Consider the following 22,105-nt stretch of genomic DNA (forward strand, 5'->3'; position numbering starts at 1 on the left):
TGATGATCACGTCCCGCGCGGCTTCACGCGGCGCGTCGGCAGCGCATTGGCGGGATCTTCCGGCCAGGGATGTCGCGGATAGCGGCCGCGCAGGTCGGAGCGCACATCGAGGTAGCTGCCGCGCCAGAAGCCCGGCAAATCGCGCGTCACCTGCACCGGGCGCTGCGCCGGCGACAGCAATTCGAGCACCAGCGGCACCTTCCCTTTCGCGACCGATGGATGCGTATTCAGCCCGAACAATTCCTGCAGCCGGACGGCAATGGTCGGACCCTGATCGGCTTCATAGTCGATCGCCAGCACGGTCCCCGTCGGCGCCTCGAAATGCGTCGGCGCCTCCCGGTCGAGCCGCGCGCGCAGCTCCCATGGCAGCAGGCCCATCACGGCATCGGACAGATCGCCGGCCGAAAAATCCTTCAGCGAGGTCTTGTCGAACAATGCCGGCATCAGCCAGCTCTCGCGCGCTGCAGCGAGCGCAGTGTCGGACAGATCGGGCCAGACGTCGCCTTCCGAGGCACGCAGGAACATCACGCGCCCCCGCCACTGCTGCAGCGCCTTCGACCATGGCAGGCGGTCGATGCCCGCGGCGACCAGACCATCGGCGAAGACGCGCGCGGTGTCTTCGGACGGTTTCAGCGTGAACGGCGCTTCCGACAATGTGATCGCATGCAGCACACGCTTGCGACGGCCGCGCAGCGACATCGACGCCCGATCGAAACTGACATCGTCGGTATTCTCGATCTGATCGGCGAAACGCGTTTCGATATCGGCCTGCGCGATCGGCGCCGCCAGCAGGATACGGCCATTGGCGGCGGTGCCGGTGAGCTCGGCCACCGCGATATAGGGCGCCCGCGCGAGCGCGGCGCTTTGTTCGATCGACGCGCCCCGACCATTGGCCAGCACGAAACTGCCATTGCCGCGGTTCCTGGCCACACGATCGGGGAAAGCGAAAGCGAGCATGGTGCCGGTGGTGAGCACCTCGTTCTCTTGGGCCGAAGAAGATTTTTCAACCTGCGACGCCCAGCGCTCCGCCAGTTGCCGCGCGCTGCCGGCGCGTTGCGAACGATCACGGCGGAACAGATCGAGACGATGATCGAGATCCACACTGTCGCCGCCAAGCCCGCGCTCGGTGAGGATGGCAGCGATCTCGGCAGCCTCCTCGCCATGACCGAAGCGCGCCGAATCCACGATCATGCGCGCCAGCCGCGGCGGCAGGGCCAGCGCGCGCAGCGCGTGGCCTTCCTCGGTAATGCGGCCATCACCATCCAGCGCGCCGAGTTCGCCGAGCAGGCCGCGCGCTTCCTTCAGCGCAGGCGCGGGCGGCGGATCAAGGAAAGTCAGTTGGGCGGGATCGCTGACGCCCCATTGCGCGAGATCGAGCACCAGTGTCGACAGATCGGCACTGAGAATTTCCGGCTGTGTATAGGCCGGCAGCGATGCGGTCTGCGGCTCGTCCCACAGCCGATAGCAGATGCCGGGCTCGGTACGTCCGGCGCGGCCACGGCGCTGATCGACCGCAGCGCGCGAGGCACGCACGGTCTCCAGCCGCGTCAACCCGATATCCGGCTCATAGCGCGGCACGCGGGCGACGCCGGAATCGACCACGATGCGCACGCCTTCGATGGTCAGCGAGGTCTCGGCAATCGAGGTTGCCAGCACCACCTTGCGCTGCCCCTGCGGCGCAGGCTGGATCGCGCGGTCCTGCACGCCGGCATCGAGTGCACCGAATAAAGGGACGATCTCGATGGATGCATCCTGCACGCGCTCGGCGAGAAAGTTTTGCGTGCGACGGATTTCTGCAGCGCCCGGCAGGAAGGCCAGCACCGAACCGGGATCAGCGCGCAAGGCGGTCGCGATAGCGTCGGCCATCTGCCGCTCGAGCTGGATATCGGACTTGCGGCCGAGATAGCGCGTCTCCACCGGGTAGGCGCGCCCCTCGCTGGCGATGACCGGCGCGTCGCCGAGCAGTTTTGCGATGCGTGCACCGTCGATGGTCGCCGACATCACCAGGATGCGCAGGTCCTCGCGCAATCCGGTCTGCGCATCGCGCGCCAGAGCGAGTCCCATATCGGCATCGAGCGAGCGCTCATGGAATTCGTCGAACAGCACCGCGCCGATATCCTTCAACTCGGGATCGTCGAGAATCTGCCGCGAGAAAATGCCTTCGGTGACCACTTCGATCCGGGTATTGCGCGAGATCTTCGAGCCGAAGCGGACGCGGTAGCCGACCGTCTCGCCGACGCGCTCGCCCAGCGTCTTCGCCATCCGTTCGGCGCTGGCACGGGCTGCGATCCGCCGCGGCTCCAGCATGATGATCTTTTTGCCCTTCAGCCATGGCTCATCGAGCAGCGCCAGCGGCACACGCGTGGTTTTGCCGGCGCCCGGTGGCGCCACCAGCACCGCAGCGTTGCCGGCTTCCAGCGCGCCTGACAGGTCGTCCAGCACAGCATCGATGGGCAGGGATGTATCGAAGGTTCGGGTCAAATCAGGCTCTGCAATGGTCCCGGCTGTCATACGCGGCAGCGGAGCGGCGGACCATCCCACATTCCTTAACCCGCGTTAACCACCCCGCCAAACTCGCACTGCCGCGACCATTTGGGCGGCATAATTGAGGTTCAGAGAAAGGCAATTGAAACCGATCTCGTCTCATGATCCTGCCAAAAGAAGCGCCGAACAGGGGATACCGATGACCACCAGTGGCACCTTCGCCGTGGCCGACCGCGCGGCGCTGTCAGGCACGGAGCGAATCGACTGGGTCGATTACGCCAAGGGCATCTGCATCATCATGGTGGTGATGATGCATTCGGTGCTGGGGGTCGAATTGGCCGCCGGCCAGACCGGCTACATGCATCTGCTGGTGGCCTTTGCCAAACCGTTCCGGATGCCGGATTTCTTCCTGATCTCGGGACTCTTTCTCGCCCGTGTCATCGACCGTGACTGGCGGACCTATCTCGACCGCAAGGTCGTCCATTTCCTGTATTTCTACGTGCTCTGGGTGACGATCCAGTTCGGTTTCAAGGCGCCAGGCTTTGCCGCCGAACGTGGCTGGGCCTATGTCGCCAACCTCTATCTGATCTCCTATATCGAGCCATTCGGCACGCTGTGGTTCATCTATATGCTGCCGGTGTTCTTCATCGTCACCAAGCTGGCACGGCGCATGCCGCCGCTGATGATCTGGGGCATCGCCGCCGCGCTGGAGATGGCGCATATCGCCACCGGCTGGACGATGATCGACGAATTCTGCTCGCGCTTCGTCTACTTCTATTCCGGCTATCTGTTTGCCACGCAGGTGTTCGCGCTATCCGATCGCGCCCGTGCCAAGCCGGCGATGGCGCTGGTCGGTCTCGCTATTTGGGCGCTGATCAATGCCGCGCTGGTTTACGACGGCTGCAGCGAATGGCCCGTGATCTCGCTGATGCTCGGCTTTGCCGGCGCGGTGGCCATTATCGTGATGGGCACGCTGCTGGCGAAGATGCAGTGGCTCGGTTTCATCCGCTTCTTCGGCGAGCATTCCATCGTGATCTATCTCGCCTTCTTCCTACCGATGGCGACATCCCGCGCGTTGTTGCTGAAGTTCAGCCCGTTCGACATCGGCACGATCTCACTGCTGGTGACGCTCTGTGGCGTCATCGGCGCGCTGGTGATCTGGAGGCTCGCGCTGCTGGTCCACGCGAACTTCCTGTTCGAACGTCCGGCGGCGTTCTGGATCGCGCCGAAGAAGAAAAGCGCAACGCTGCAGGCGGCTGAATAGTCCCGCCAAAACTCACGGCACCAGATATAACGAACCGCTGGTCCGCCCGGCTTCGAGATCGCCCTGCGCGCGCGCCGCATCGGCGAGCGAATAGGCGGTTCCGCTGACCTGCAACACGCCTTTCGACAATGCAGCCAACACAGCCGCCGCGCCGCGGTGATAGTCCTCCATGTGATTCATGTAGGCCATGACGCTCGGCCGTCCCAGCATGATGCTGCGCCGGGGGCCGAGATCGTTGACATCGATGGGCGGGATCGGCCCGGCGGCCTGGCCAAAACTCGCCACAATACCAAACGGCCGCACGCAGCCGAACGTCTTGGCCAATGTCGTTCCGCCGACGCCGTCATAGGCCACATCAACGCCGCGTCCATCGGTGAGCGCAGCCACCTCACCTGCGAAGTCGGCATCGCGGCCGACGATGACATGCTGGGCGCCGGCTTCACGTGCCATTGCGGCCTTGAGGTCTGAACCCACCGTCCCGATCACGCGGGCGCCGAGGTGCCGTGCCCAGCGTGTCAGCAACTGACCGAGGCCGCCGGCTGCGCTGTGCACCAACACGACCGTGCCGGTACTGACCGGATAGACACGCGTCAGCAGCATATAAGCCGTAATGCCCTTGAGCAGCGCCGAAGCGACAGTCGCGTCGGTGAGACCGTCCGGCAATTTGACCGCGCGCCATGCCGGCAGGTTGCGGTCGGAGGCGTAAGCGCCCACCGGTGCACCAGCATATCCGATCCTGTCGCCGACCTGCACCGAACTGACATTCTCGCCGGTCGCCATCACGACACCCACCGCCTCGGCACCGAGAACACCGTCCGCGGTTGGTGGGTACATGCCCGTGCGGTAGTAGATATCGAGGAAGTTGATGCCGATCGCAGTCTGCCGGATTCGGATCTCGTCAGGCCCGGGCCGCGGCAACTCGACAGTCACATGTTCGAGTTGCTCGATGCCGCCGGGCGACTTGAGGCGAATGATGCTGGTCATCGGGTGATCTCCTGGGAAGGTGAGCCACTTTGCAGCATCGGCCCGATATGCAAAATTCCTTATCTCTGCATATTTGTTGTGAGATTTTGCACATGCCTGATTGGGAAGACCTGCGTCATTTCGTGACGCTTGCGCGTGAAGGCTCGCTATCCGCCGCGGCCCGCGTACTGGGTGTCGATCACGCCACCGTGGCGCGTCGCGTAGCCGCGCTGGAAGCCGACACCGGCATGAAACTGGTCGATCGCCGCGCGCGCAGCTACGTGCTGACCGATACCGGCAGGCGCGTGGCGGACACCGCGGCGCCGATGGAAGATGCGGCGTTTGCAGTCGAGCGCACCGCATTGGCGGCGAAAGCCAGCCTGCGCGGCGACATCACCATCAGTTCACCGCCGTCTCTGACCAACGCACTCATCGCGCCACACCTGCTCCGGTTGCGGCAGCGTCATCCCGGCATCCGCCTCACGCTGATCGGCGAAAAGCGCGCAGCCTCGCTGAACCGACGCGAGGCTGACATCGCCGTACGCCTGTCCCGACCGACCGAACCCGGCCTGATCGCGCGCAAGGTCGGTTCATTCGGGTTCAGCCTGTACGGGTCGCCACAATATCTGAAGGAGACACCGCCATCGGCCTTCGCCTTCATCGCCTATGATCGCAGTATGGATGACTCTCCACAGCAGAAGTGGCTGAAGGCCATCGTCGCCAGCCGTGAGATCGTGCTTTACAGTAGCGACCTCGAGAACCAGACAGCCGCGGCGCGCGTCGGGATTGGACTCGCCCTGCTGCCACATTTCATCGGCGATCCCGAACCGGGGCTGCGACGCTGCACGATCGCATCGAATGCCGTCCGGCGCGACGTCTGGCTGGTTGTACATCGCGACATGCGTGCCGCGCCGAACGTACGCGCCGTGATGGAATTTCTCGACGATTGCCTAAAGGATCTTCGACGCTAATTCATCGCAAGATCAACCGCTGGTGCAAGGATCATCGTTGCGCCGTTCATTCGTCCAGCTTCACACCGTCCTTCATATCCTCGATCTTCTTGCGGAAGCCTTCCGCGTCGCCGAAATCCGCGAAGCCGACATAGTGCGGATGCGGGCCGAGCACGCGGCGCGCGTGCTTGATCGGGCACCAATAGACCTCGGTGCGCGCGGCGACTTCGCGCACGAAAGCGGCGGCGCCATTGCAATAGGAGCAATAGGCGCAGTTCACCTTCTCGATGATGTTGAGATAGGCGAGATGATGCCGGTCGAACATCAGATAGTCGCGCCGCCGCACCTTGGGGATGCCATAGATCGGAAAACAGATCGCCTGATAGGCCATCACCCAGAGATCGATCAACACGAAGGGGATGATCAGCGAATAGATCACCGGCGCAGACAGCACGATCAGCGGATTGGCGCTGAAGAGGTATTTCGACGCGCCCACCTTGATGGCGCGCTGCAGTTTCTCGACATCCTGCTCGAATACGATCTTGCGGCGCTCGAAGCGGAAGCGCAGTTCTTCCCGCCGGCGGGTCAGCTCGGCCTCGATCTCGGCCTCCACGCCCTTCATCTTGTCCATCAGTTCGGCGAGCTCGGGCATGAATGGTCCTTCGATTGGCAATGACCGGCGCAAGGACACATGGAACAGGGCGTGGCGCAAGCCGGCCGGCATCACAAAAACCAGCGGGATGGCCGGCTGACAGACTGTCATTTCCGGCGAAAATCCTTAAGTTGCGGCCATGCCGAAAACCTCAGAAACAGCTGCCACCAAGCCCGCCACCGTCAAGCCCCTGGCGAAGGGCGACCACGTCTTTCTGGTCGACGGCTCGTCCTATATTTTTCGCGCCTATCACGCACTGCCGCCGCTGAACCGCAAATCCGACGGGCTGCAGGTGAATGCAGTGCTGGGCTTCTGCAACATGCTGTGGAAGCTGATCCGGGACATGCCACCGGACAACCGGCCGACGCATCTGGCGATCATCTTCGACAAATCGGAAGTGACCTTCCGCAACAAGCTTTACCCCGAATACAAAGCGCACCGGCCGGCGGCGCCGGACGACCTGATCCCGCAATTCGCGCTGATCCGAGACGCCGTCCGCGCCTTCGACCTGCCGAGCATCGAACAGGGCGGTTTCGAGGCCGACGACCTGATTGCGACCTATGTCCGCGAAGCCGGTGAGCGCGGCGCGACCGCCACCATCGTATCCTCCGACAAGGATCTGATGCAGCTGGTGACCGAACAGGTCACCATGTACGACACCATGAAGGATCGCCGCCTGGGGATCGCCGAGGTGATCGAGAAATTCGGCGTGCCGCCAAACAAGGTTGTCGAAGTGCAGGCACTGGCCGGCGACAGCGTCGATAACGTGCCCGGCGTACCCGGCATCGGCATCAAGACTGCGGCACAGCTTATCACCGAATATGGCGATCTCGAAACGCTGCTCGCCCGCGCCGGTGAAATCAAGCAGCCGAAACGCCGCGAGTCGCTGATCGAGCACGCCGAAAAGGCGCGGATCTCGCGACAGCTCGTGCTGCTCGACGACAGGGTGACGCTCGACGTGCCGCTCGATGAGCTCGCGGTGCATGAGCCAGACGCGCGCAAGCTGATCGCGTTCCTGAAGTTTATGGAGTTCTCGACGCTGACGCGGCGCGTGGCCGAATATGCCGAGATCGATCCGGCCGATGTGGAAGCGGAAGGCGGTTCTGCGGCGATACCGCCCGCGCGAAAGACCAGCGAAGCCGGTGGCCAGGGCGGCGACCTGTTCGGCGACGCCGAACCTGCACCTGCTTCCAAGGGCAAGACGGGCGCGACCAGCCCGGTAAGCGGTAGCGCCCATGCGACCGGTCCAGGCAGCAAGGACGTGCTCACCCCGATCTCGCTGGCCAAGGCCCGCGCCGAAGCGGCGCGAAAGCTGCCCGTCAAGCGCGACGACTATCAGACCGTGCGCACGCTCGCCGACCTCAATGCATGGATCGCGCGCGTCCTCGATACCGGTCACGTGGCGTTCGAATGCAAGGCGTCGTCGATCGATCCGATGCAGGCCGACATGGTCGGCATCGCCCTATCGCTCGGCCCGAATGACGCCTGCTACGTGCCGTTCGCGCACCGACAATCCGGCGACGGCTCCGGTCTGTTCGCTGCGGATCTCGAGCCCGATCAGATCAAACCCGCCGATGCGCTCGCCGCGCTGAAGCCGCTGCTGGAATCCGCGGGCCTGCTGAAGATCGGCTTCAACATCAAGTTCACCGCAGTACTGTTGGCCCAGCATGGCATCACCCTGCGCAACGCCGATGACGTGCAGTTGATGTCCTACGCGCTGGATGCCGGGCGCAATGCCCACGGTCTCGATGCGCTAGCCGAGATGTGGCTCGGCCATGCCATGCTGACCTTTGGCGAACTCATCGGCTCCGGCAAAGGCAAGCTGACGTTCGAGCAGGTCAAGATCGATCGCGCCACCGCCTACGCCGCGGAAGACGCCGACGTACTTCTGCGACTGTGGAATGTGCTGAAACCTCGGCTGCCGGCCGAGCACATGACCACCGTCTATGAAACGCTGGAGCGGCCGCTGATTTCCGTGCTGGCGCGCATGGAGCGCCGCGGCATCTCCATCGACCGGCAAGTGCTGTCGAAGCTCTCGGCGGACTTCGCGCAGACCGCTGCCCGCATCGAGGCAGAGATTCGCGAGATCGCCGGTGAAGAGGTTAATATCGGCAGTCCCAAGCAGTTGGGCGATATCCTGTTCGGCAAGATGGGTCTGCCCGGCGGCAACAAGACCAAGACCGGTGCGTGGTCAACGTCCGCGCAGGTGCTCGATGACCTCGCCGAACAGGGTCACGAATTCCCGCGCAAGATTCTCGACTGGCGCCAGGTCTCCAAGCTGCGCTCGACCTATACAGATGCGTTGCCGAATTACGTGCATCCGCAGACCCACCGCGTCCACACGACTTACGCCTTGGCAGCGACGACGACGGGACGCCTCTCATCCAACGAACCGAACCTGCAGAATATCCCTGTGCGAACCGAAGACGGCCGAAAGATCCGCCGTGCCTTCATCGCCGCCCCCGGCCACAAGCTGGTATCGGCCGACTATTCGCAGATCGAGTTACGCTTGCTCGCGGAGATCGCCGACATTCCCGTACTGAAGCAAGCGTTCCAGGATGGGCTCGATATTCACGCCATGACGGCGTCGGAAATGTTCGGCGTGCCGGTGAAGGACATGCCGGCGGAAATCCGCCGCCGCGCCAAGGCGATCAATTTCGGCATCATCTATGGCATTTCCGCCTTCGGCCTCGCCAACCAGCTCAGCATCCCCCGCGAGGAAGCTGGCGCCTATATCAAGAAGTACTTCGAACGCTTCCCGGGTATCCGCGCTTATATGGACCAGACGCGCGATTTCTGCCGGGAGCACGGCTATGTGCAGACCCTGTTCGGGCGCAAGTGCCACTACCCGGACATCAAGGCTTCGAATGCCTCGATCCGCGCCTTCAACGAACGCGCCGCGATCAATGCCCGCCTGCAGGGAACCGCCGCCGACATCATCCGCCGCGCCATGACGCGGATGGAAGACGCTCTGGCGGAGAAAAAGCTGTCAGCGAAAATGCTGCTGCAGGTGCATGACGAATTGATTTTTGAGGTGCCTGACGACGAAGTGGCGGCGACGCTGCCAGTCGTGCAGCACACCATGCAGGACGCGCCATTCCCGGCGGTGCTGCTGTCCGTGCCGCTGCAGGTCGACGCACGCGCGGCGAATAACTGGGAAGAGGCGCACTAGTTTTACCGCCCAAACCAGCATCGCAGATGGATTTCGACTATCTGCGATGCTCAATCTGAAATGGTTCAGCGCCCCTTCATGAGCTACACAACGACTATCCTCAGCCGCGAGTAGCCCATGCCCCATCTCACATCCCTGCTCGGTTTCGCCCTCGTCTCGCTCGGCATGGTGCTGACGCCGGGACCGAACATGATCTACCTGATCTCGCGCTCGATCACGCAGGGGCCCGCGGCCGGCATGGTGTCGCTTGGCGGCGTGGCGCTCGGCTTCATCTTCTACATGCTGTGCGCGGCCTTCGGCATCACCGCGCTGTTGTTCGCCGTGCCCTATGCCTATGACGCGCTGCGCCTTGCCGGCGCCGCCTATCTTCTGTGGCTGGCATGGCAGGCCTTGAAGCCGAACGGGCGCTCGCCGTTTCAGGTCAAGAAGCTGGCCATCGACAGCCCGCGCAAACTGTTCGCCATGGGCTTCGTGACCAATCTGCTGAACCCGAAGATCGCCATGCTGTATCTGGCACTGCTGCCGCAATTCATCGATCCCACGGCCGGCAGTGTGCTCACGCAATCGCTGGTGCTCGGATCGACCCAGACGATCATCAGCGTCGGCGTCAACGGGCTGATCGCACTCGGCGCCGGGTCGATCGCGCTGTTTCTCGGCGAGCGACCGACCTGGCTGAAGCTACAGCGCTGGCTGATGGGCACGGTGCTCGCCGGGCTTGCCGTGCGGTTGGCGCTGGAAACAAAGCGGGCCTAGAGCCTCGGTTCTGCTAGAAGCCGAACCGAGGTCTAGCTTTTTGTTTTGACGCGTTTTCTTGATGCGAACCGGTACCCACTTCGCTGGAAAACGCTTTAATCCAGCTTCGCCTCCATACCCCGCTTCACGCCGGGCCGCGCCATCAACGCATCGTACCAGCGACCGACATGCGGGAAATCGGCGAATGACACCTTGTGGCGCTCATGGCGCCAGGCCCAGCCGAGAATGGCGAAATCGGCCACCGAGAGCGCGCCGGCGACGAATTCATGGTCGGCCAGCCGGCGATCCAGCACGCCATAGAGCCGGCGGGTCTCGTCCGAATAGCGCTTCAGCCCATAGGCGCGCAGAGTCTCGTCCTCCAGCGCGATGAAATGATGCACCTGGCCCGGCATCGGGCCGAAGCCCCCCATCTGCCACATCAGCCATTCCAGCACCGGGATGCGGTCACCGAGAGATTTCGGCAGGAATTTGCCGGTCTTCTCGCCCAAATAAAGGAGGATGGCACCGGATTCGAACACGCTGACCGGCTTGCCGTCCGGTCCGTCGGGATCGACGATGGCGGGAATCTTGTTGTTCGGGCTGATTTTCAGGAATTCTGGCTTCATCTGCTCGCCCTTGCCGATATGCACCGGGAACACCTTGTAGGGCAGGCCCATTTCCTCCAGTGCGACGGAGATCTTGCGGCCGTTCGGCGTATTCCAGGTGTGCAGTTCGATGGTCATGCGTTTCCTCTTCCGGTCTTGCCCGATCTTGTTGTCAGGTCTCTAGCATCGTCCCGATGGACGGTAAAACGAGCCGGAGAGTGTTGACGACGCCCGTTCCAGTCTGGAATGTGCCGGAAAGCGCCGATAGATTGCGCCCGGTTCAGCACAGAGACATTCATTTTGACCAAATCAGCCGCCCGCGCCCGCCTGTTCGAGATCATCCGCGACCGTTCGTTCGGTTACGGCGAGATCACATTGGCCTCGGGCCGCAAGAGCAATTTCTACTTCAACCTGAAGCCCACCATGTGCGACCCGGAAGGCGCGGCGCTGCTGGCCGAGCTGACCTATGACGCGTTGCGCGAGGACAATCTCGATTATGTCGGCGGCCTGGAAATGGGCGCCGTGCCGCTGGCCGGTGCGCTGGCGCAGCTCTCCTGGCTGAAGAACCATCCGATTGCCGCCTTCTTCGTCCGCAAGAAGCCGAAGGAACACGGCGCGCGTCTCGCCGTGGAAGGCCTCGCCAAGGGCGAGACGCTAGAAGGCAAGCGCATCGTCATCGTCGAGGACGTCACCACCACCGGCGGCTCGGCCGTGAAGGCGCTCGATGCCGTGCGCGAGGCCGGCGGTGAAGTCGTGCTGGTCTTCACCATGGTCGACCGCGACGAAGGTGCTGCAGAGACCTTCGCCAAGGCCGGCGTGGCGTTTCGCTCGCTTTACAAGGCCGGAGAATTTCTGAAGGGTTGATTCTTTATCGGCTCCGTTCGCGCGCAAAACACGCGAGGATGCAGTGAAAGGTCACGTTTTGCTTCGCTTCCTCGTTCTCGCCGCTTTCACCTTCATCGCCACGCTAGCACCCGATATGGCGCAGGCAGCCGAAGGCGCCCTCGATGGCGCCAAGCTGTCGATGTTGTGGGCATTGCCGTTCGCCGGCATCCTGCTCTGCATCGCCACCGGCCCGGTGCTCTATCCGCATCTGTGGGAACATCATTACGGCAAGTTCGCAGCGTTCTGGGCCGCGCTGGTGATCATACCGCTGTTCATCTTCACCGGTGCCACGACGGTGGTGCACACGCTGTCCCACACCGTGCTGCTCGAATATCTGCCCTTCATCCTGCTGCTGCTGGCGCTGTTCACGGTGGCCGGCGGCATCTATGTCGAAGGCAACCTGCATGACAATGTGTTGACCAACACGGCGCTGCTTGGCTTCGGCACGCTGATCGCCAGCGTGGTCGGAACCACCGGCGCGTCGATGATCCTGATCCGCCCGCTGATCCGTGCCAATGACGATCGCCGATACAACGTCCATGTCGTGGTGTTCTTCATCTTTCTCGTCTCGAACATCGGCGGCTCGCTGTCGCCGCTCGGCGATCCCCCGCTGTTTCTCGGTTTCCTGCGCGGCGTCGATTTCTTCTGGACCACCGTGCATATTTTTCCGGACACGCTGTTCGCAGCCGGCATCGTGCTGGCCATCTTCATGGCGCTGGATGTCTATTTGCATCATCGCGAAGGCAACTTTCCCAAGAAGAAAGATCCGACGCCGGATGCGCCACTGCATCTGCACGGCAAGATCAACCTGCTGCTGCTGGTCGTGATCATCGGCGCGATTCTGATGAGTGCCAATTGGAAGCCCGGCATCACCTTCACCATACTCGGCACGCCGCTCGCCTTGCAGGATCTGCTGCGCGATGTGATTTTCGTGCTGGCGACGTTTGCGTCGCTGTGGCTGACGAAGGCCGAGCACCGCAAGGCGAACGATTTCAAATGGGGCCCGATCGAGGAAGTCGCACTGCTGTTCGCCGGCATCTTCATCTGCATCGTGCCTGTCATGGCGATGCTGCAGGCTGGTAGCCAGGGGCCGTTTGCCCCGCTGGTCGCCCTTGTCAGCCATGCCGACGGCACGCCGAACAACGCCGCCTATTTCTGGCTCACCGGCATCCTGTCGTCGTTCCTCGACAATGCGCCAACCTACCTCGTATTCTTCGAACTCGCGGGCGGCGACGCCAAGGCACTGATGACGACGGGGGCCGCGACACTGGCGGCGATTTCGGCAGGTGCAGTGTTCATGGGTGCCAACACCTATATCGGCAACGCGCCGAACTTCATGGTCTATGCCATCGCCCGCGACGCGGGGGTAAAGATGCCGAGCTTCTTCGGTTACATCCTGTGGTCGGGCGCAGTGCTGATCCCGGTCTTCCTGCTGATGACATGGGTGTTTTTCATCTAGCCGCCGCGCTGGTTACCATTCATTTACCATGACGCCCTAACCTGACACCGCATCGGAGCGTTTGCGCTCCGGCACTGACATGCGGTCGCGGAGCTGGCGTTGCGTCACAATCGAACATCGTCGCGAGTCGTGCGTCCCCTGGTGCTGCTGACGGCCATGAGCCTCGGCGCGCTGACCCCGCAGATGGCATCTGCGCAGAATTTCTTCGATTTCCTGTTCGGTGGCAGCCAGCCGCAGAAACAGCAGCAGCGCCGCGGCGCCCCCGAGAGCAATTTTTTCTCGGATCCGTTCGGCCTCAACACGCCGGCCGAAGCGCCGCCGCCCCAGCGAAGTGCATCCGCCGGCGGCTCCGGTCCCGCCTTCTGCGTGCGCACCTGCGACGGCAAATATTTTCCGCTCGGCCGCGGCATGAGCCCGGCACAGATGTGTCAGGCATTCTGCCCGGCGGCGACCACCAAGATCCTGTTCGGCAGCAACATCGAAAGCGCATCGTCGAGCACCGGCGAGCGTTATAACGATCTCGAAAATGCCTTCGCCTATCGCAAGGCCCTCAAGGCCGACTGCACCTGCAACGGCCGCGATTCCTGGGGACTCGCGCCGGTCGATTTGACGCTCGATACATCCCTGCGTCCCGGCGATGTGGTTGCCACCACCAACGGCCTTGTCGCTTTCTCGGGCGTCCGCACCGGCAACACCCAGACCGCTGAGTTTACGCCAGTGGCGAACTATCCCGGCCTGACCTCCGACGTCCGTGCCCGGCTCGGCGAGATGAAGGTCGCGCCGGTCTCCGCCGAAATGATCACCGACGAAGCGCCGATGCCAGAAGCCGCGCGCGATGCTGCGCCAGTTCCGGCCCCTGCCACAACCGTCGTGCCGAAGACTGCCCCGGCCACTCGCGCCAAGCGCGCCGAGCTTCAGTAGATCATCGCCCGACGATGACGCCGATTACGTTCGGCGCCGAGAGATACTTCTCCTCGATCTCCGCACGTGCGGCCGCGCGATTCTCCGGCGTCAGCAATCCGCGCTTCTCGGCAAGGATCATCCAGCAATACCCCCACCAGTCTGTGAGCATGCCGTGGTCATCGACGAGGTCGTAGCCCTCTTCCGCCGCAAAGATCCGCGCATGCGCCTCGTCGAGCTGGTCGAGCCACGCGTGATCTTCCAGTGAGAACAGGTCATCGCTGATGTCGTCCGTCGTATAGCCCCAGACCGAGAGGCAAACGGTGTTGAACTCGCGATCGATCTGATCGTCATCGATGGGATGCCGGCGCGCCATCAGATGCAGCCGTGACAGCGACCGCGCGTAATCGGCGATTCGGGTGAGAGCAAACTGATCGAAGGCAATGGTGGACATCTAGTCCTCGCGAGCTTGAACAGACCATAGATATTGTGGGCGAATGCAACGAATCACATCGGGATATCAACAGCTTACTAATTTGTTCTTAATTTGTTCCATCTTATTTACTCCCTTCCCTCCCGTAAGGTCATCGGACTGACAGAGCTCAAGCCGATAACTCCAGCGTCCCTTTCGCCGCCGCTCGTAACGGCACAGCTCTGGTTCCACCGACTGCTCAAATCCAGGGCAGTTCCATTGCAAAAGCTCGCCACCTCCACGGGTTCCGGCAACAGTCAAATGCGCGTATGATTTTCGTCAGTGACACAGCTCAGGATGGCCGGTTTGTCAGATCTATCAGTCCCAGCAAAATTCCAGCCGGCGAACGCCCCCGTGGACGAGCTGGCGCTCGCCGACATCAAGAGCGCCATTCTCGTCAAGCTAAGGCTGGCGATCGGCAAGGAAGCGGCCTTCGCCACCAAGCACGACTGGTACAAGGCTGCCGCTCTGACGCTGCGCGACCGCATGGTGCATCGCTGGCTGACCTCGGACAAAGAGAGCTACGATGCCGGCCGCAAGCGGGTCTATTACCTCTCACTGGAATTCCTGATCGGCCGCCTGTTCACCGACGCGCTGAACAATATGGGCCTGCTGCCGCTGTTCGAAGCAGCCCTCGGCGATCTCGGCGTCGGCCTCGACGAACTCCGCAAATGCGAGCCCGACGCAGCGCTGGGTAATGGCGGTCTCGGCCGCCTCGCCGCCTGTTTCATGGAAAGCATGGCAACGCTCGGCATTCCGGCTTTCGGCTACGGCATCCGCTACGATTTCGGCCTGTTCCGCCAGATCATCTCCCATGGCGTGCAGCAGGAATATCCTGATGAATGGCTGGGCTTCGGCAACCCCTGGGAGATGCCACGGCGTGAGGTGCGGTATGACATCCACTTCGGCGGCAGTATCGAAACCATCGAGGACGGCAAGGGCCGCAAGCAGGTCATCTGGCATCCCGGCGAGACTGTCGAGGCCGTTGCCTATGATACGCCGATCGTCGGCTGGCGCGGCCAGCATGTGAACGCACTGCGGCTGTGGTCGGCGCGTGCGCCTGATCCGTTGCGGCTCGACGTGTTCAACACCGGTGACTATGTCAGCGCCAGCGCCGAACAGGCGCGCGCCGAAGCCATCTGCAAATTCCTCTATCCGAACGATGAGAGCGCTGCCGGCCGCGAATTGCGGTTGCGGCAGGAATACTTCTTCGTCTCTGCGTCGCTGCAGGATCTCGTCAAGCGTCATCTCCACTCCGACGGCAATCTACGTGGCCTCGCCAACAAGGCCGCGGTGCAGATGAACGACACGCATCCGAGCCTGGCCATCGCCGAGCTGATGCGCATTCTGGTCGACCAGCACAATATGCGCTGGGACGCCGCCTGGCAGATCACCAACGCAACGCTGTCCTACACCAACCATACGCTGTTGCCCGAAGCGCTGGAGACCTGGCCGGTCGAACTTTTCCAGCGACTGCTGCCGCGGCATCTCGAGATCATCTATCGCATCAATGAAGCGCATCTCGATCGCGCCGATGCGACGCGGCCGGGCGACACCGCCTATCGCGCCTCGGTCTCAATCATCGACGAGACCTCCGGCCGCCGCGTCCGCATGGGCAATCTCGCTTTCATCGGCTCGCACCGCATCAACGGCGTATCGGCGATGCATTCGGAACTGATGAAGGAGACCGTGTTCCACGATCTCAACCAGCTCTATCCCGGCCGTATCACCAACAAGACCAACGGCATTACTTTCCGCCGCTGGCTGATGCTGGCCAATCCGAAACTCACCGACCTGTTGCGCGCCACCTGCGGCGAAGCCGTGCTCGACGATCCCACGCGGCTCATCAAGCTGGAGGCCTTTGCCGGCGACGCCGCGTTCCAGCAGGAATTCCGCAAGGTCAAACATCACAACAAGCTCGCACTGGCGCGCGTGATCGGCGAGAAGCTCGGCGTTCAGGCCGATCCCTCGGCGCTGTTCGACGTGCAGATCAAGCGCATCCACGAATACAAGCGGCAGCTTCTCAATCTCGTCGAGACCGTTGCGCTCTATCAGGCGATCAAGGACGAGCCGGGCAAGGACTGGGTGCCACGCGTCAAGATTTTCGCCGGCAAGGCGGCGGCGAGCTATCGCTATGCCAAGCTGATCATTCGCCTGATCAACGATGTCGCCGATATCGTGAACAACGACACCACGATCGGCGGCAAGCTGAAGGTGGCGTTCCTGCCAGACTACAATGTCAGCCTCGCAGAAGTCATCATTCCCGCCGCCGACCTCTCCGAGCAGATCTCCACCGCCGGCATGGAGGCCTCCGGCACCGGCAATATGAAACTGTCGCTGAACGGCGCGCTGACCATCGGCACGCTGGACGGCGCCAATATCGAAATCCGTGACAATGTCGGCCCGGAGAATATCGCGATCTTCGGCATGACCGCCGCTGAAGTGGTCGAGCGCCGGACTAAGGGCCTCGACGCCTCGGACGTCATCAACAAATCGCCAAATCTCGGCCGTGCCATCCAGGCCATCGAGACCGGCGCATTCTCGCCGGACGATCCCGGCCGCTACGCGTCGGTCGGCCACGCGCTGCGCCATCTCGACCATTACGTCGTGAGTGCTGACTTCGACTCCTATTACGAAGCACAGCGCGGCATCGACACGCGATGGAGGGCCGGCTCAGCCTGGAGCCGCGCCGCGATTCTCAACACCGCACGGATGGGCTGGTTCTCGTCGGACCGCACCATCCGCGAATATGCCGATGATATCTGGGGCGTTCCGATTGCTGGCGATCTGCCGGGCACAACGGGTCTGCAGGCACGCAAGGCGACGTAGGCCAATTAGCCGCAGTGGCGAGCCCTGAAACGAAAGGTCGCCCTATTGCATCCTTTGGTTGAATATCCATAGAATTACTCCTCCAAGCAAGGGGGAGGTCCATGGATTACACCGGCTTGCGCCCGATGTCGGATATCGACCGGCGACGAATCATTGCGGGATTGTCGCAACTGCGAACAGGACTGAATGATATTCCAGCCAAGACCGCTGGCAACTTCCTGCTCGCTACATGGAATATCCGCAAATTTGGCGGCGGGAAATTCGGCGGCCGCATCTCCGACGCCTTCTACTACATCGCCGAGTGCATCAACCGGTTCGACCTCGTCGCGGTGCAGGAAGTCCGCCAGGATCTTCTCGCGTTGAAGAAGGTCGCGCGACTACTGGGAAAAGACTGGGACTATATCTTCAGCGACGTCAGCTTTGCCGACGGCGGCAACTCCGAACGCCTAGCGTTCCTGTACAACCGCTCGCGCGTTCATTTCACCGGGCTGGCGGGCGAGCTTGTCCTGCCCGGCAAATCCGCGACCAAACGGATGGCTCAACTGGCGCGTTCACCGTTCATCTGTGGCTTCCAGGCCGGATGGGCTAAATTCAATCTCTGCACCGTCCACATCTACTACGGCACCGGTAAGAAAGATAACCCGAGGCGGATCGACGAGATCGGCGCACTGGCCAAACTGCTCGCCAACAAGGCCAAGAGCTATATTCAGATCGACGACCCGATCTCATATTCGCCGGAAAACCTTATTCTGCTCGGCGATTTCAACATCTTCGGCAGGGAGGATGCGACGTTCAAAGCGCTGACCGACAATGGCTTCGTCATCCCGAAGCCGCTGCTGCGCGAGCAAGGCAGCAACATCGCGAAAGACAAATTCTATGATCAGATCGCGTTCTTCGGCGAAACACGCGGCATCGATGCGTCGAAGGCGGGCGTGTTCGATTTCTACAAATACGTCTTCAACGATGCCGACGCGTTCGAGGGCACGACCCTGTTGCCGCCGGCAGCCGCCTTCACCATGTGGCGCACCTACCAGATGTCGGACCACCTCATCATGTGGACCGAATTCAATGTCGACAAGACGGACACCTATTTGAAATCGCTAGCGGAAAGCGAAGGTGAGGCCGCTACTTCTCCGCCAACCGGCGCGACAAAGAAAAAGACGAAGAAAGCCCAGGCAAGAAAAGCGGCAGCGAAAAAGACAGCCGCCAGCAAGAAAAAGAAGAAGGCCGCGACGCGCTGACCAGGCCTCGAGGACTAAGTCCCGTCCCACAGCTGCCTTTGTAATTGTCTGCATCGACATTGGTGTAGGGCGTGCTGGGCGGCGTCGTCGGGGCTGCCTATGTGTAGCTCGATGACAGAATGCTCATGATGTCAGCCATGCCGTGCCCTCGTGCTCAATAACGGATACGCGCATTATGTCCGGACAGGGTCAAGCCACCACGCTTACCCGGCATGTCACACTGTTGCTGCCATGCCATAAGATATCAAATGACACCAAAAACAGCGCCTGATCCGGAATCACGCGCGATACGCGACGAGCACCGCGCCGCAAGCGATGAGGATGACGCCGAGCCAGTTCGGCAGCGACAATTTCTCACCGAGGAACAATACGGCAAACACTGCGACGAACACGACGCTGAGCTTGTCGATCGGCGCGACTTGCGCGGCATTGCCGAGTTTCAGCGCACGGAAATAGCAGATCCATGAGGCACCGGTCGCCAATCCCGACAGCACGAGGAAAAACCACGTCTTCGGCGAAACGGCTGACGGCGATTGCCAGTTGCCTGTGACATAAACCATCATGCCAGCGGCAAAGAGAATGACGATGGTGCGGATGAAGGTCGCGAAGTCCGAATTGACGTTCTCGATGCCGACCTTGGCGAAGATCGCCGTGAGCGCCGCAAAGGCCGCAGACAGCAGCGCCCAGAACGGCCAGGTGAGCATGACGTTTTTCATTTGAAGTGTCCTTACCTGTCAGCCGTCATTGCGAGGAGCCCTTGCGACCAAGCAATCCAGTTCTAGCTGGTCGTGCATCGCATTCCGACTAACGGTTTCGTCATGGCCGGGCGTGACGGTTGATAGGTTTCGCGTGACATGAAAAAGGCGGCCTTGCGGCCGCCCTTTCGCATTCATAATCGCTACAGCGAACTACTCCGCTGCCAGCTTCACATCCGGCGCGGCGGCGCGGACTTCCGCATCGACCTGCGCTTCGAACTTGGCGAAGTTCTTCTGGAACATGCCGACCAGCTTGCGCGCGGTGGCATCGAATTCGGCCTTGTCCTTCCAGGTGTTGACGGGATCGAGGATCTCCGACGGCACGCCATCCAGCGCGGTCGGGACTGCGAAACCGAAATACTTGTCGGTGCGGAATTCCACATTGCGCAGCGAGCCGTTCAGCGCCGCAGTAAGCAGGGCGCGGGTCACCTTGATCGGCATGCGCGAGCCGACGCCGTATTTACCGCCGGTCCAGCCGGTATTGACCAGCCAGCAGTCGACATTGTGCTTGGCGATCAGGTCACGCAGCATGTTGCCATAGACCGAGGGATCAAGCGGCAGGAACGGCGAGCCGAAGCAGGTCGAGAATTCGGGCTCCGGATCGTTACCGAGACCACGCTCGGTGCCAGCAACCTTCGCGGTGTAGCCGGACAGGAAGTGATACATCGCCTGCGCTGGCGTCAGCTTGGCGATCGGCGGCAGCACGCCGAACGCGTCGGCGGCGAGCATCACCACGTTCTTCGGCTGCGGCGCGCGGCCGGTGCGCGACGCATTCGGGATGAAGTCGAGCGGATAGGCCGAGCGGGTGTTCTCGGTCTTCGAACCATCGTCGAAATCCGGCAGGCGAGTGTTGGCGTCAAGCACGACGTTTTCCAGCACCGCGCCGAAGCGCTTCGACGCCGCGTAGATCGCAGGCTCGGCTTCTTCCGACAGCTTGATGGTCTTGGCGTAGCAGCCGCCTTCGAAGTTGAAGATGCCGTCCTTGCCCCAGCCATGCTCGTCATCGCCGATCAGCGTGCGCTTCGGATCGGCCGAGAGCGTGGTCTTGCCGGTGCCGGACAGGCCGAAAAAGATCGCGCTGTCGCCATCGGGGCCGACATTGGCCGAGCAATGCATCGGCAACACGCCCTTGGCGGGCAGATAGTAGTTCAGCGTGGTGAAGACTGACTTCTTCATCTCGCCGGCATAATAAGACCCGCCGATCAGGACGATCTTGCGGGCGAAATCGATGGCTACGACGTTTTCCGAACGGCAGCCGTGACGTTTGGGATCGGCCTTGAAGCTCGGCAGGTCGATGATGGTCAGTTCAGGCACGAAGTCCTTCAACGCAGCGGCTTCCGGGCGGATCAGCAGCGTGCGGATGAACAGCGAATGCCAGGCGAGTTCGGTGAACACGCGGGTCTTGATCTGGAAACTCGGATCGGCGCCGCCATAAAGGTCCTGCGCGAACAGGGTCATGCCTTCAGCATGCTTCTTGAAATCGACATAGAGCGCTTCGAACTGCTCGGGCGAGATCGCCTGATTGCCAGCCCACCACATCTGTTCGGTGGAGGCATCCTTGACGGTGAACTTGTCCTTCGGGCTGCGGCCGGTGAATTCACCCGTGTCAGCGCAGAGCGCGCCATCGGACGACAATTCGGCTTCGCCATTGCGCAGCGAATATTCGTAAAGCTGCGGTGCGCCGAGATTCCAGTTCACCGCCTTGAGATTTTTCAGTCCGAATTTATCGGCGCCATAGGCACCGTTGCGTACGCCCGTCTCTTGCACGGAATATTCCTCCTTGAGTCCGCATATCCGACCTGTGCGACTGTCTTCAATCGCACGTCAGCAGCGGTAGCCTTCACTATAAACGCTCGGCCAGTAATCCGGCGATCTAATAGTGACGAAGATGTGAAATGCCAAGCTGCCGTCCGTATATTTGGTTTATTCCAGCGCGGCACTTGATACCGCTCAATTATTCAAAGCGCGGGCCTGCTCTGCGAGTTCCTTCAGGACTTGCCGCAACGCACCCGGAGTGACAATCCGCCGCGGAAAGTCCAGCCGCATCACCTTCCCGCCGTTCTGCAGATCGATACCGTCCGGGTCGCATCCGGTGCAGCGCCAGTCACCCGCCTCCGCGCGCAGAAGCTTTGTTGCATAGAGATTGAGCGCATCGAGATGATCGGCGTTCATATGAGCAACAGCGCCCTCCTCCGCCTCCAGCATCGCTTCGGCACCGGTAAGGTCAGTCAGAAATTGCTCCGGCTTCAGATCGTTGATGCGGCCAAAACCAGCCACCAGATGGACGCCCTTCGGCACGATCCTGAAAAACGAGAAATCCTTAAAATCCACAAAGACTTGTGCGGATGGATGGACACTCAGATAGCGTCGGCGCAGCAGCGATTTTTCGCTCTCGCTGGCCTCCTGCGCGATACCTCCGAGCATGATGCGCGAGCCCTCCAAGGGGTCACCCGGAGCCCGCTCATCCAGCATCAGCGAGACGCGGGCATCCGCCAGGATATTGCGGGTATGGAGCGCCATCCGGGAAATCAGGAGAATCGGCGACCCATCCGGGTGGCTGGCGACATTGGCCAACGCACAATAAGGATCGCCGGAGCCGACGGTCAGGGTGGCCAGGGCACCCTGCCGACTGCGCCGCAATAGCGACCGGGTGACGCGCGAGGGGTCGAAATCGGGGGTCGGTTGCATCGTTAAATCCCGTATTTCATTGCAAAAAGTAGCTTCTTCTTCTTCGCCGGGAGG

17 protein-coding genes are annotated in these 22,105 nt (G+C 61.8%); 9 read left to right on the forward strand and 8 right to left on the reverse strand.

Translation table 11 applies throughout. The features are described 5' to 3' along the window. Nucleotides 1-6: 6 nt before the first annotated feature. Entirely contained in the window at nucleotides 7-2,481 is a 2,475-nt protein-coding gene (hrpB, locus tag ACEK02_RS12705; protein WP_371422056.1) for an ATP-dependent helicase HrpB, read from the reverse strand. A 202-nt stretch (nucleotides 2,482-2,683) separates the two neighbouring features. On the opposite strand from hrpB, the gene ACEK02_RS12710 reads away from it, so the two are divergent. Further along, a complete protein-coding gene (locus ACEK02_RS12710) occupies nucleotides 2,684-3,748 on the forward strand; it encodes an acyltransferase family protein (protein WP_371422057.1) in 1,065 nt (354 codons plus the stop codon). A gap of 12 nt (nucleotides 3,749-3,760) precedes the next feature. Here the strand turns inward: ACEK02_RS12710 and ACEK02_RS12715 are convergent, their stop codons facing one another. Next, the gene (locus ACEK02_RS12715) at nucleotides 3,761-4,732 is read right to left on the reverse strand and encodes a quinone oxidoreductase (RefSeq protein ID WP_371422058.1); all 972 of its coding nucleotides are present in this window, start codon (nucleotides 4,730-4,732) and stop codon (nucleotides 3,761-3,763) included. A gap of 92 nt (nucleotides 4,733-4,824) precedes the next feature. Between ACEK02_RS12715 and ACEK02_RS12720 the strand changes: the two genes are divergently transcribed. Continuing rightward, nucleotides 4,825-5,682: a LysR family transcriptional regulator gene (locus ACEK02_RS12720; RefSeq protein WP_371422059.1), complete on the forward strand. Its 858-nt coding sequence runs from the start codon at nucleotides 4,825-4,827 to the stop codon at nucleotides 5,680-5,682. A gap of 46 nt (nucleotides 5,683-5,728) precedes the next feature. Here ACEK02_RS12720 and ACEK02_RS12725 read toward each other — a convergent pair whose 3' ends face one another. Continuing rightward, complete coding sequence (locus ACEK02_RS12725; protein WP_371422060.1) at nucleotides 5,729-6,313, reverse strand: hypothetical protein; 585 nt, start codon at nucleotides 6,311-6,313, stop codon at nucleotides 5,729-5,731. 139 nt (nucleotides 6,314-6,452) lie between these two features. Here ACEK02_RS12725 and polA point away from each other — a divergent pair, with 139 nt between their 5' ends. Together polA and ACEK02_RS12735 are read left to right on the forward strand one after the other, a co-directional pair. Next, nucleotides 6,453-9,485: a DNA polymerase I gene (gene polA, locus ACEK02_RS12730; RefSeq protein WP_371422061.1), complete on the forward strand. Its 3,033-nt coding sequence runs from the start codon at nucleotides 6,453-6,455 to the stop codon at nucleotides 9,483-9,485. Nucleotides 9,486-9,602: 117 nt separating this feature from the next. Beyond that, a complete protein-coding gene (locus ACEK02_RS12735; protein ID WP_371422062.1) occupies nucleotides 9,603-10,238 on the forward strand; it encodes a LysE family translocator in 636 nt (211 codons plus the stop codon). Between the two features lie 95 nt (nucleotides 10,239-10,333). Here ACEK02_RS12735 and ACEK02_RS12740 read toward each other — a convergent pair whose 3' ends face one another. Continuing rightward, nucleotides 10,334-10,960, reverse strand: coding sequence for a glutathione S-transferase family protein (locus tag ACEK02_RS12740; RefSeq protein WP_371422063.1), 627 nt, complete (start codon nucleotides 10,958-10,960; stop codon nucleotides 10,334-10,336). A 162-nt stretch (nucleotides 10,961-11,122) separates the two neighbouring features. Here ACEK02_RS12740 and pyrE point away from each other — a divergent pair, with 162 nt between their 5' ends. The 3 genes from pyrE to ACEK02_RS12755 all read left to right on the forward strand — a co-directional run bounded on the left by pyrE (nucleotide 11,123) and on the right by ACEK02_RS12755 (nucleotide 14,087). Further along, nucleotides 11,123-11,686, forward strand: coding sequence for an orotate phosphoribosyltransferase (gene pyrE, locus ACEK02_RS12745; RefSeq protein ID WP_371422064.1), 564 nt, complete (start codon nucleotides 11,123-11,125; stop codon nucleotides 11,684-11,686). A 115-nt stretch (nucleotides 11,687-11,801) separates the two neighbouring features. Then, entirely contained in the window at nucleotides 11,802-13,166 is a 1,365-nt protein-coding gene (locus tag ACEK02_RS12750) for a sodium:proton antiporter (protein ID WP_371422073.1), read from the forward strand. Nucleotides 13,167-13,265: 99 nt separating this feature from the next. Next, the gene (locus tag ACEK02_RS12755; RefSeq protein WP_371422065.1) at nucleotides 13,266-14,087 is read left to right on the forward strand and encodes a DUF2865 domain-containing protein; all 822 of its coding nucleotides are present in this window, start codon (nucleotides 13,266-13,268) and stop codon (nucleotides 14,085-14,087) included. A gap of 1 nt (nucleotide 14,088) precedes the next feature. On the opposite strand, the gene ACEK02_RS12760 is transcribed toward ACEK02_RS12755, so the two are convergent. After that, nucleotides 14,089-14,520, reverse strand: coding sequence for a hypothetical protein (locus ACEK02_RS12760; RefSeq protein ID WP_371422066.1), 432 nt, complete (start codon nucleotides 14,518-14,520; stop codon nucleotides 14,089-14,091). A 315-nt stretch (nucleotides 14,521-14,835) separates the two neighbouring features. Between ACEK02_RS12760 and ACEK02_RS12765 the strand changes: the two genes are divergently transcribed. Then, nucleotides 14,836-17,367: a glycogen/starch/alpha-glucan phosphorylase gene (locus ACEK02_RS12765; protein WP_371422074.1), complete on the forward strand. Its 2,532-nt coding sequence runs from the start codon at nucleotides 14,836-14,838 to the stop codon at nucleotides 17,365-17,367. 125 nt (nucleotides 17,368-17,492) lie between these two features. Beyond that, the gene (locus tag ACEK02_RS12770; RefSeq protein ID WP_371422075.1) at nucleotides 17,493-18,608 is read left to right on the forward strand and encodes an endonuclease/exonuclease/phosphatase family protein; all 1,116 of its coding nucleotides are present in this window, start codon (nucleotides 17,493-17,495) and stop codon (nucleotides 18,606-18,608) included. A gap of 278 nt (nucleotides 18,609-18,886) precedes the next feature. Here the strand turns inward: ACEK02_RS12770 and ACEK02_RS12775 are convergent, their stop codons facing one another. The 3 genes from ACEK02_RS12775 to ACEK02_RS12785 form a co-directional block, all read right to left on the reverse strand. Then, entirely contained in the window at nucleotides 18,887-19,324 is a 438-nt protein-coding gene (locus ACEK02_RS12775; RefSeq protein WP_371422067.1) for an EamA family transporter, read from the reverse strand. A 192-nt stretch (nucleotides 19,325-19,516) separates the two neighbouring features. Further along, on the reverse strand, nucleotides 19,517-21,130 hold the full coding sequence (locus ACEK02_RS12780) for a phosphoenolpyruvate carboxykinase (RefSeq protein WP_371422068.1): 1,614 nt from the start codon (nucleotides 21,128-21,130) through the stop codon (nucleotides 19,517-19,519). A gap of 183 nt (nucleotides 21,131-21,313) precedes the next feature. Further along, nucleotides 21,314-22,051: a HugZ family protein gene (locus ACEK02_RS12785; RefSeq protein WP_371422076.1), complete on the reverse strand. Its 738-nt coding sequence runs from the start codon at nucleotides 22,049-22,051 to the stop codon at nucleotides 21,314-21,316. Nucleotides 22,052-22,105 lie beyond the last annotated feature (54 nt).

The sequence above is a fragment of the Tardiphaga sp. genome (assembly GCF_041424195.1).
Classification (GTDB): Bacteria; Pseudomonadota; Alphaproteobacteria; order Rhizobiales; family Xanthobacteraceae; genus Tardiphaga.

Coding starts and splice junctions, on each gene's coding strand:
- ACEK02_RS12710 (WP_371422057.1), top strand. CDS start 2,684: ATGACCACCAGTGGCACCTTCGCCGTGGCCGACCGCGCGGCGCTGTCA.
- ACEK02_RS12715 (WP_371422058.1), bottom strand. CDS start 4,732: ATGACCAGCATCATTCGCCTCAAGTCGCCCGGCGGCATCGAGCAACTC.
- ACEK02_RS12720 (WP_371422059.1), top strand. CDS start 4,825: ATGCCTGATTGGGAAGACCTGCGTCATTTCGTGACGCTTGCGCGTGAA.
- ACEK02_RS12725 (WP_371422060.1), bottom strand. CDS start 6,313: ATGCCCGAGCTCGCCGAACTGATGGACAAGATGAAGGGCGTGGAGGCC.
- polA (WP_371422061.1), top strand. CDS start 6,453: ATGCCGAAAACCTCAGAAACAGCTGCCACCAAGCCCGCCACCGTCAAG.
- ACEK02_RS12735 (WP_371422062.1), top strand. CDS start 9,603: ATGCCCCATCTCACATCCCTGCTCGGTTTCGCCCTCGTCTCGCTCGGC.
- ACEK02_RS12740 (WP_371422063.1), bottom strand. CDS start 10,960: ATGACCATCGAACTGCACACCTGGAATACGCCGAACGGCCGCAAGATC.
- ACEK02_RS12750 (WP_371422073.1), top strand. CDS start 11,802: ATGGCGCAGGCAGCCGAAGGCGCCCTCGATGGCGCCAAGCTGTCGATG.
- ACEK02_RS12760 (WP_371422066.1), bottom strand. CDS start 14,520: ATGTCCACCATTGCCTTCGATCAGTTTGCTCTCACCCGAATCGCCGAT.
- ACEK02_RS12765 (WP_371422074.1), top strand. CDS start 14,836: ATGGCCGGTTTGTCAGATCTATCAGTCCCAGCAAAATTCCAGCCGGCG.
- ACEK02_RS12770 (WP_371422075.1), top strand. CDS start 17,493: ATGTCGGATATCGACCGGCGACGAATCATTGCGGGATTGTCGCAACTG.
- ACEK02_RS12775 (WP_371422067.1), bottom strand. CDS start 19,324: ATGAAAAACGTCATGCTCACCTGGCCGTTCTGGGCGCTGCTGTCTGCG.
- ACEK02_RS12785 (WP_371422076.1), bottom strand. CDS start 22,051: ATGCAACCGACCCCCGATTTCGACCCCTCGCGCGTCACCCGGTCGCTA.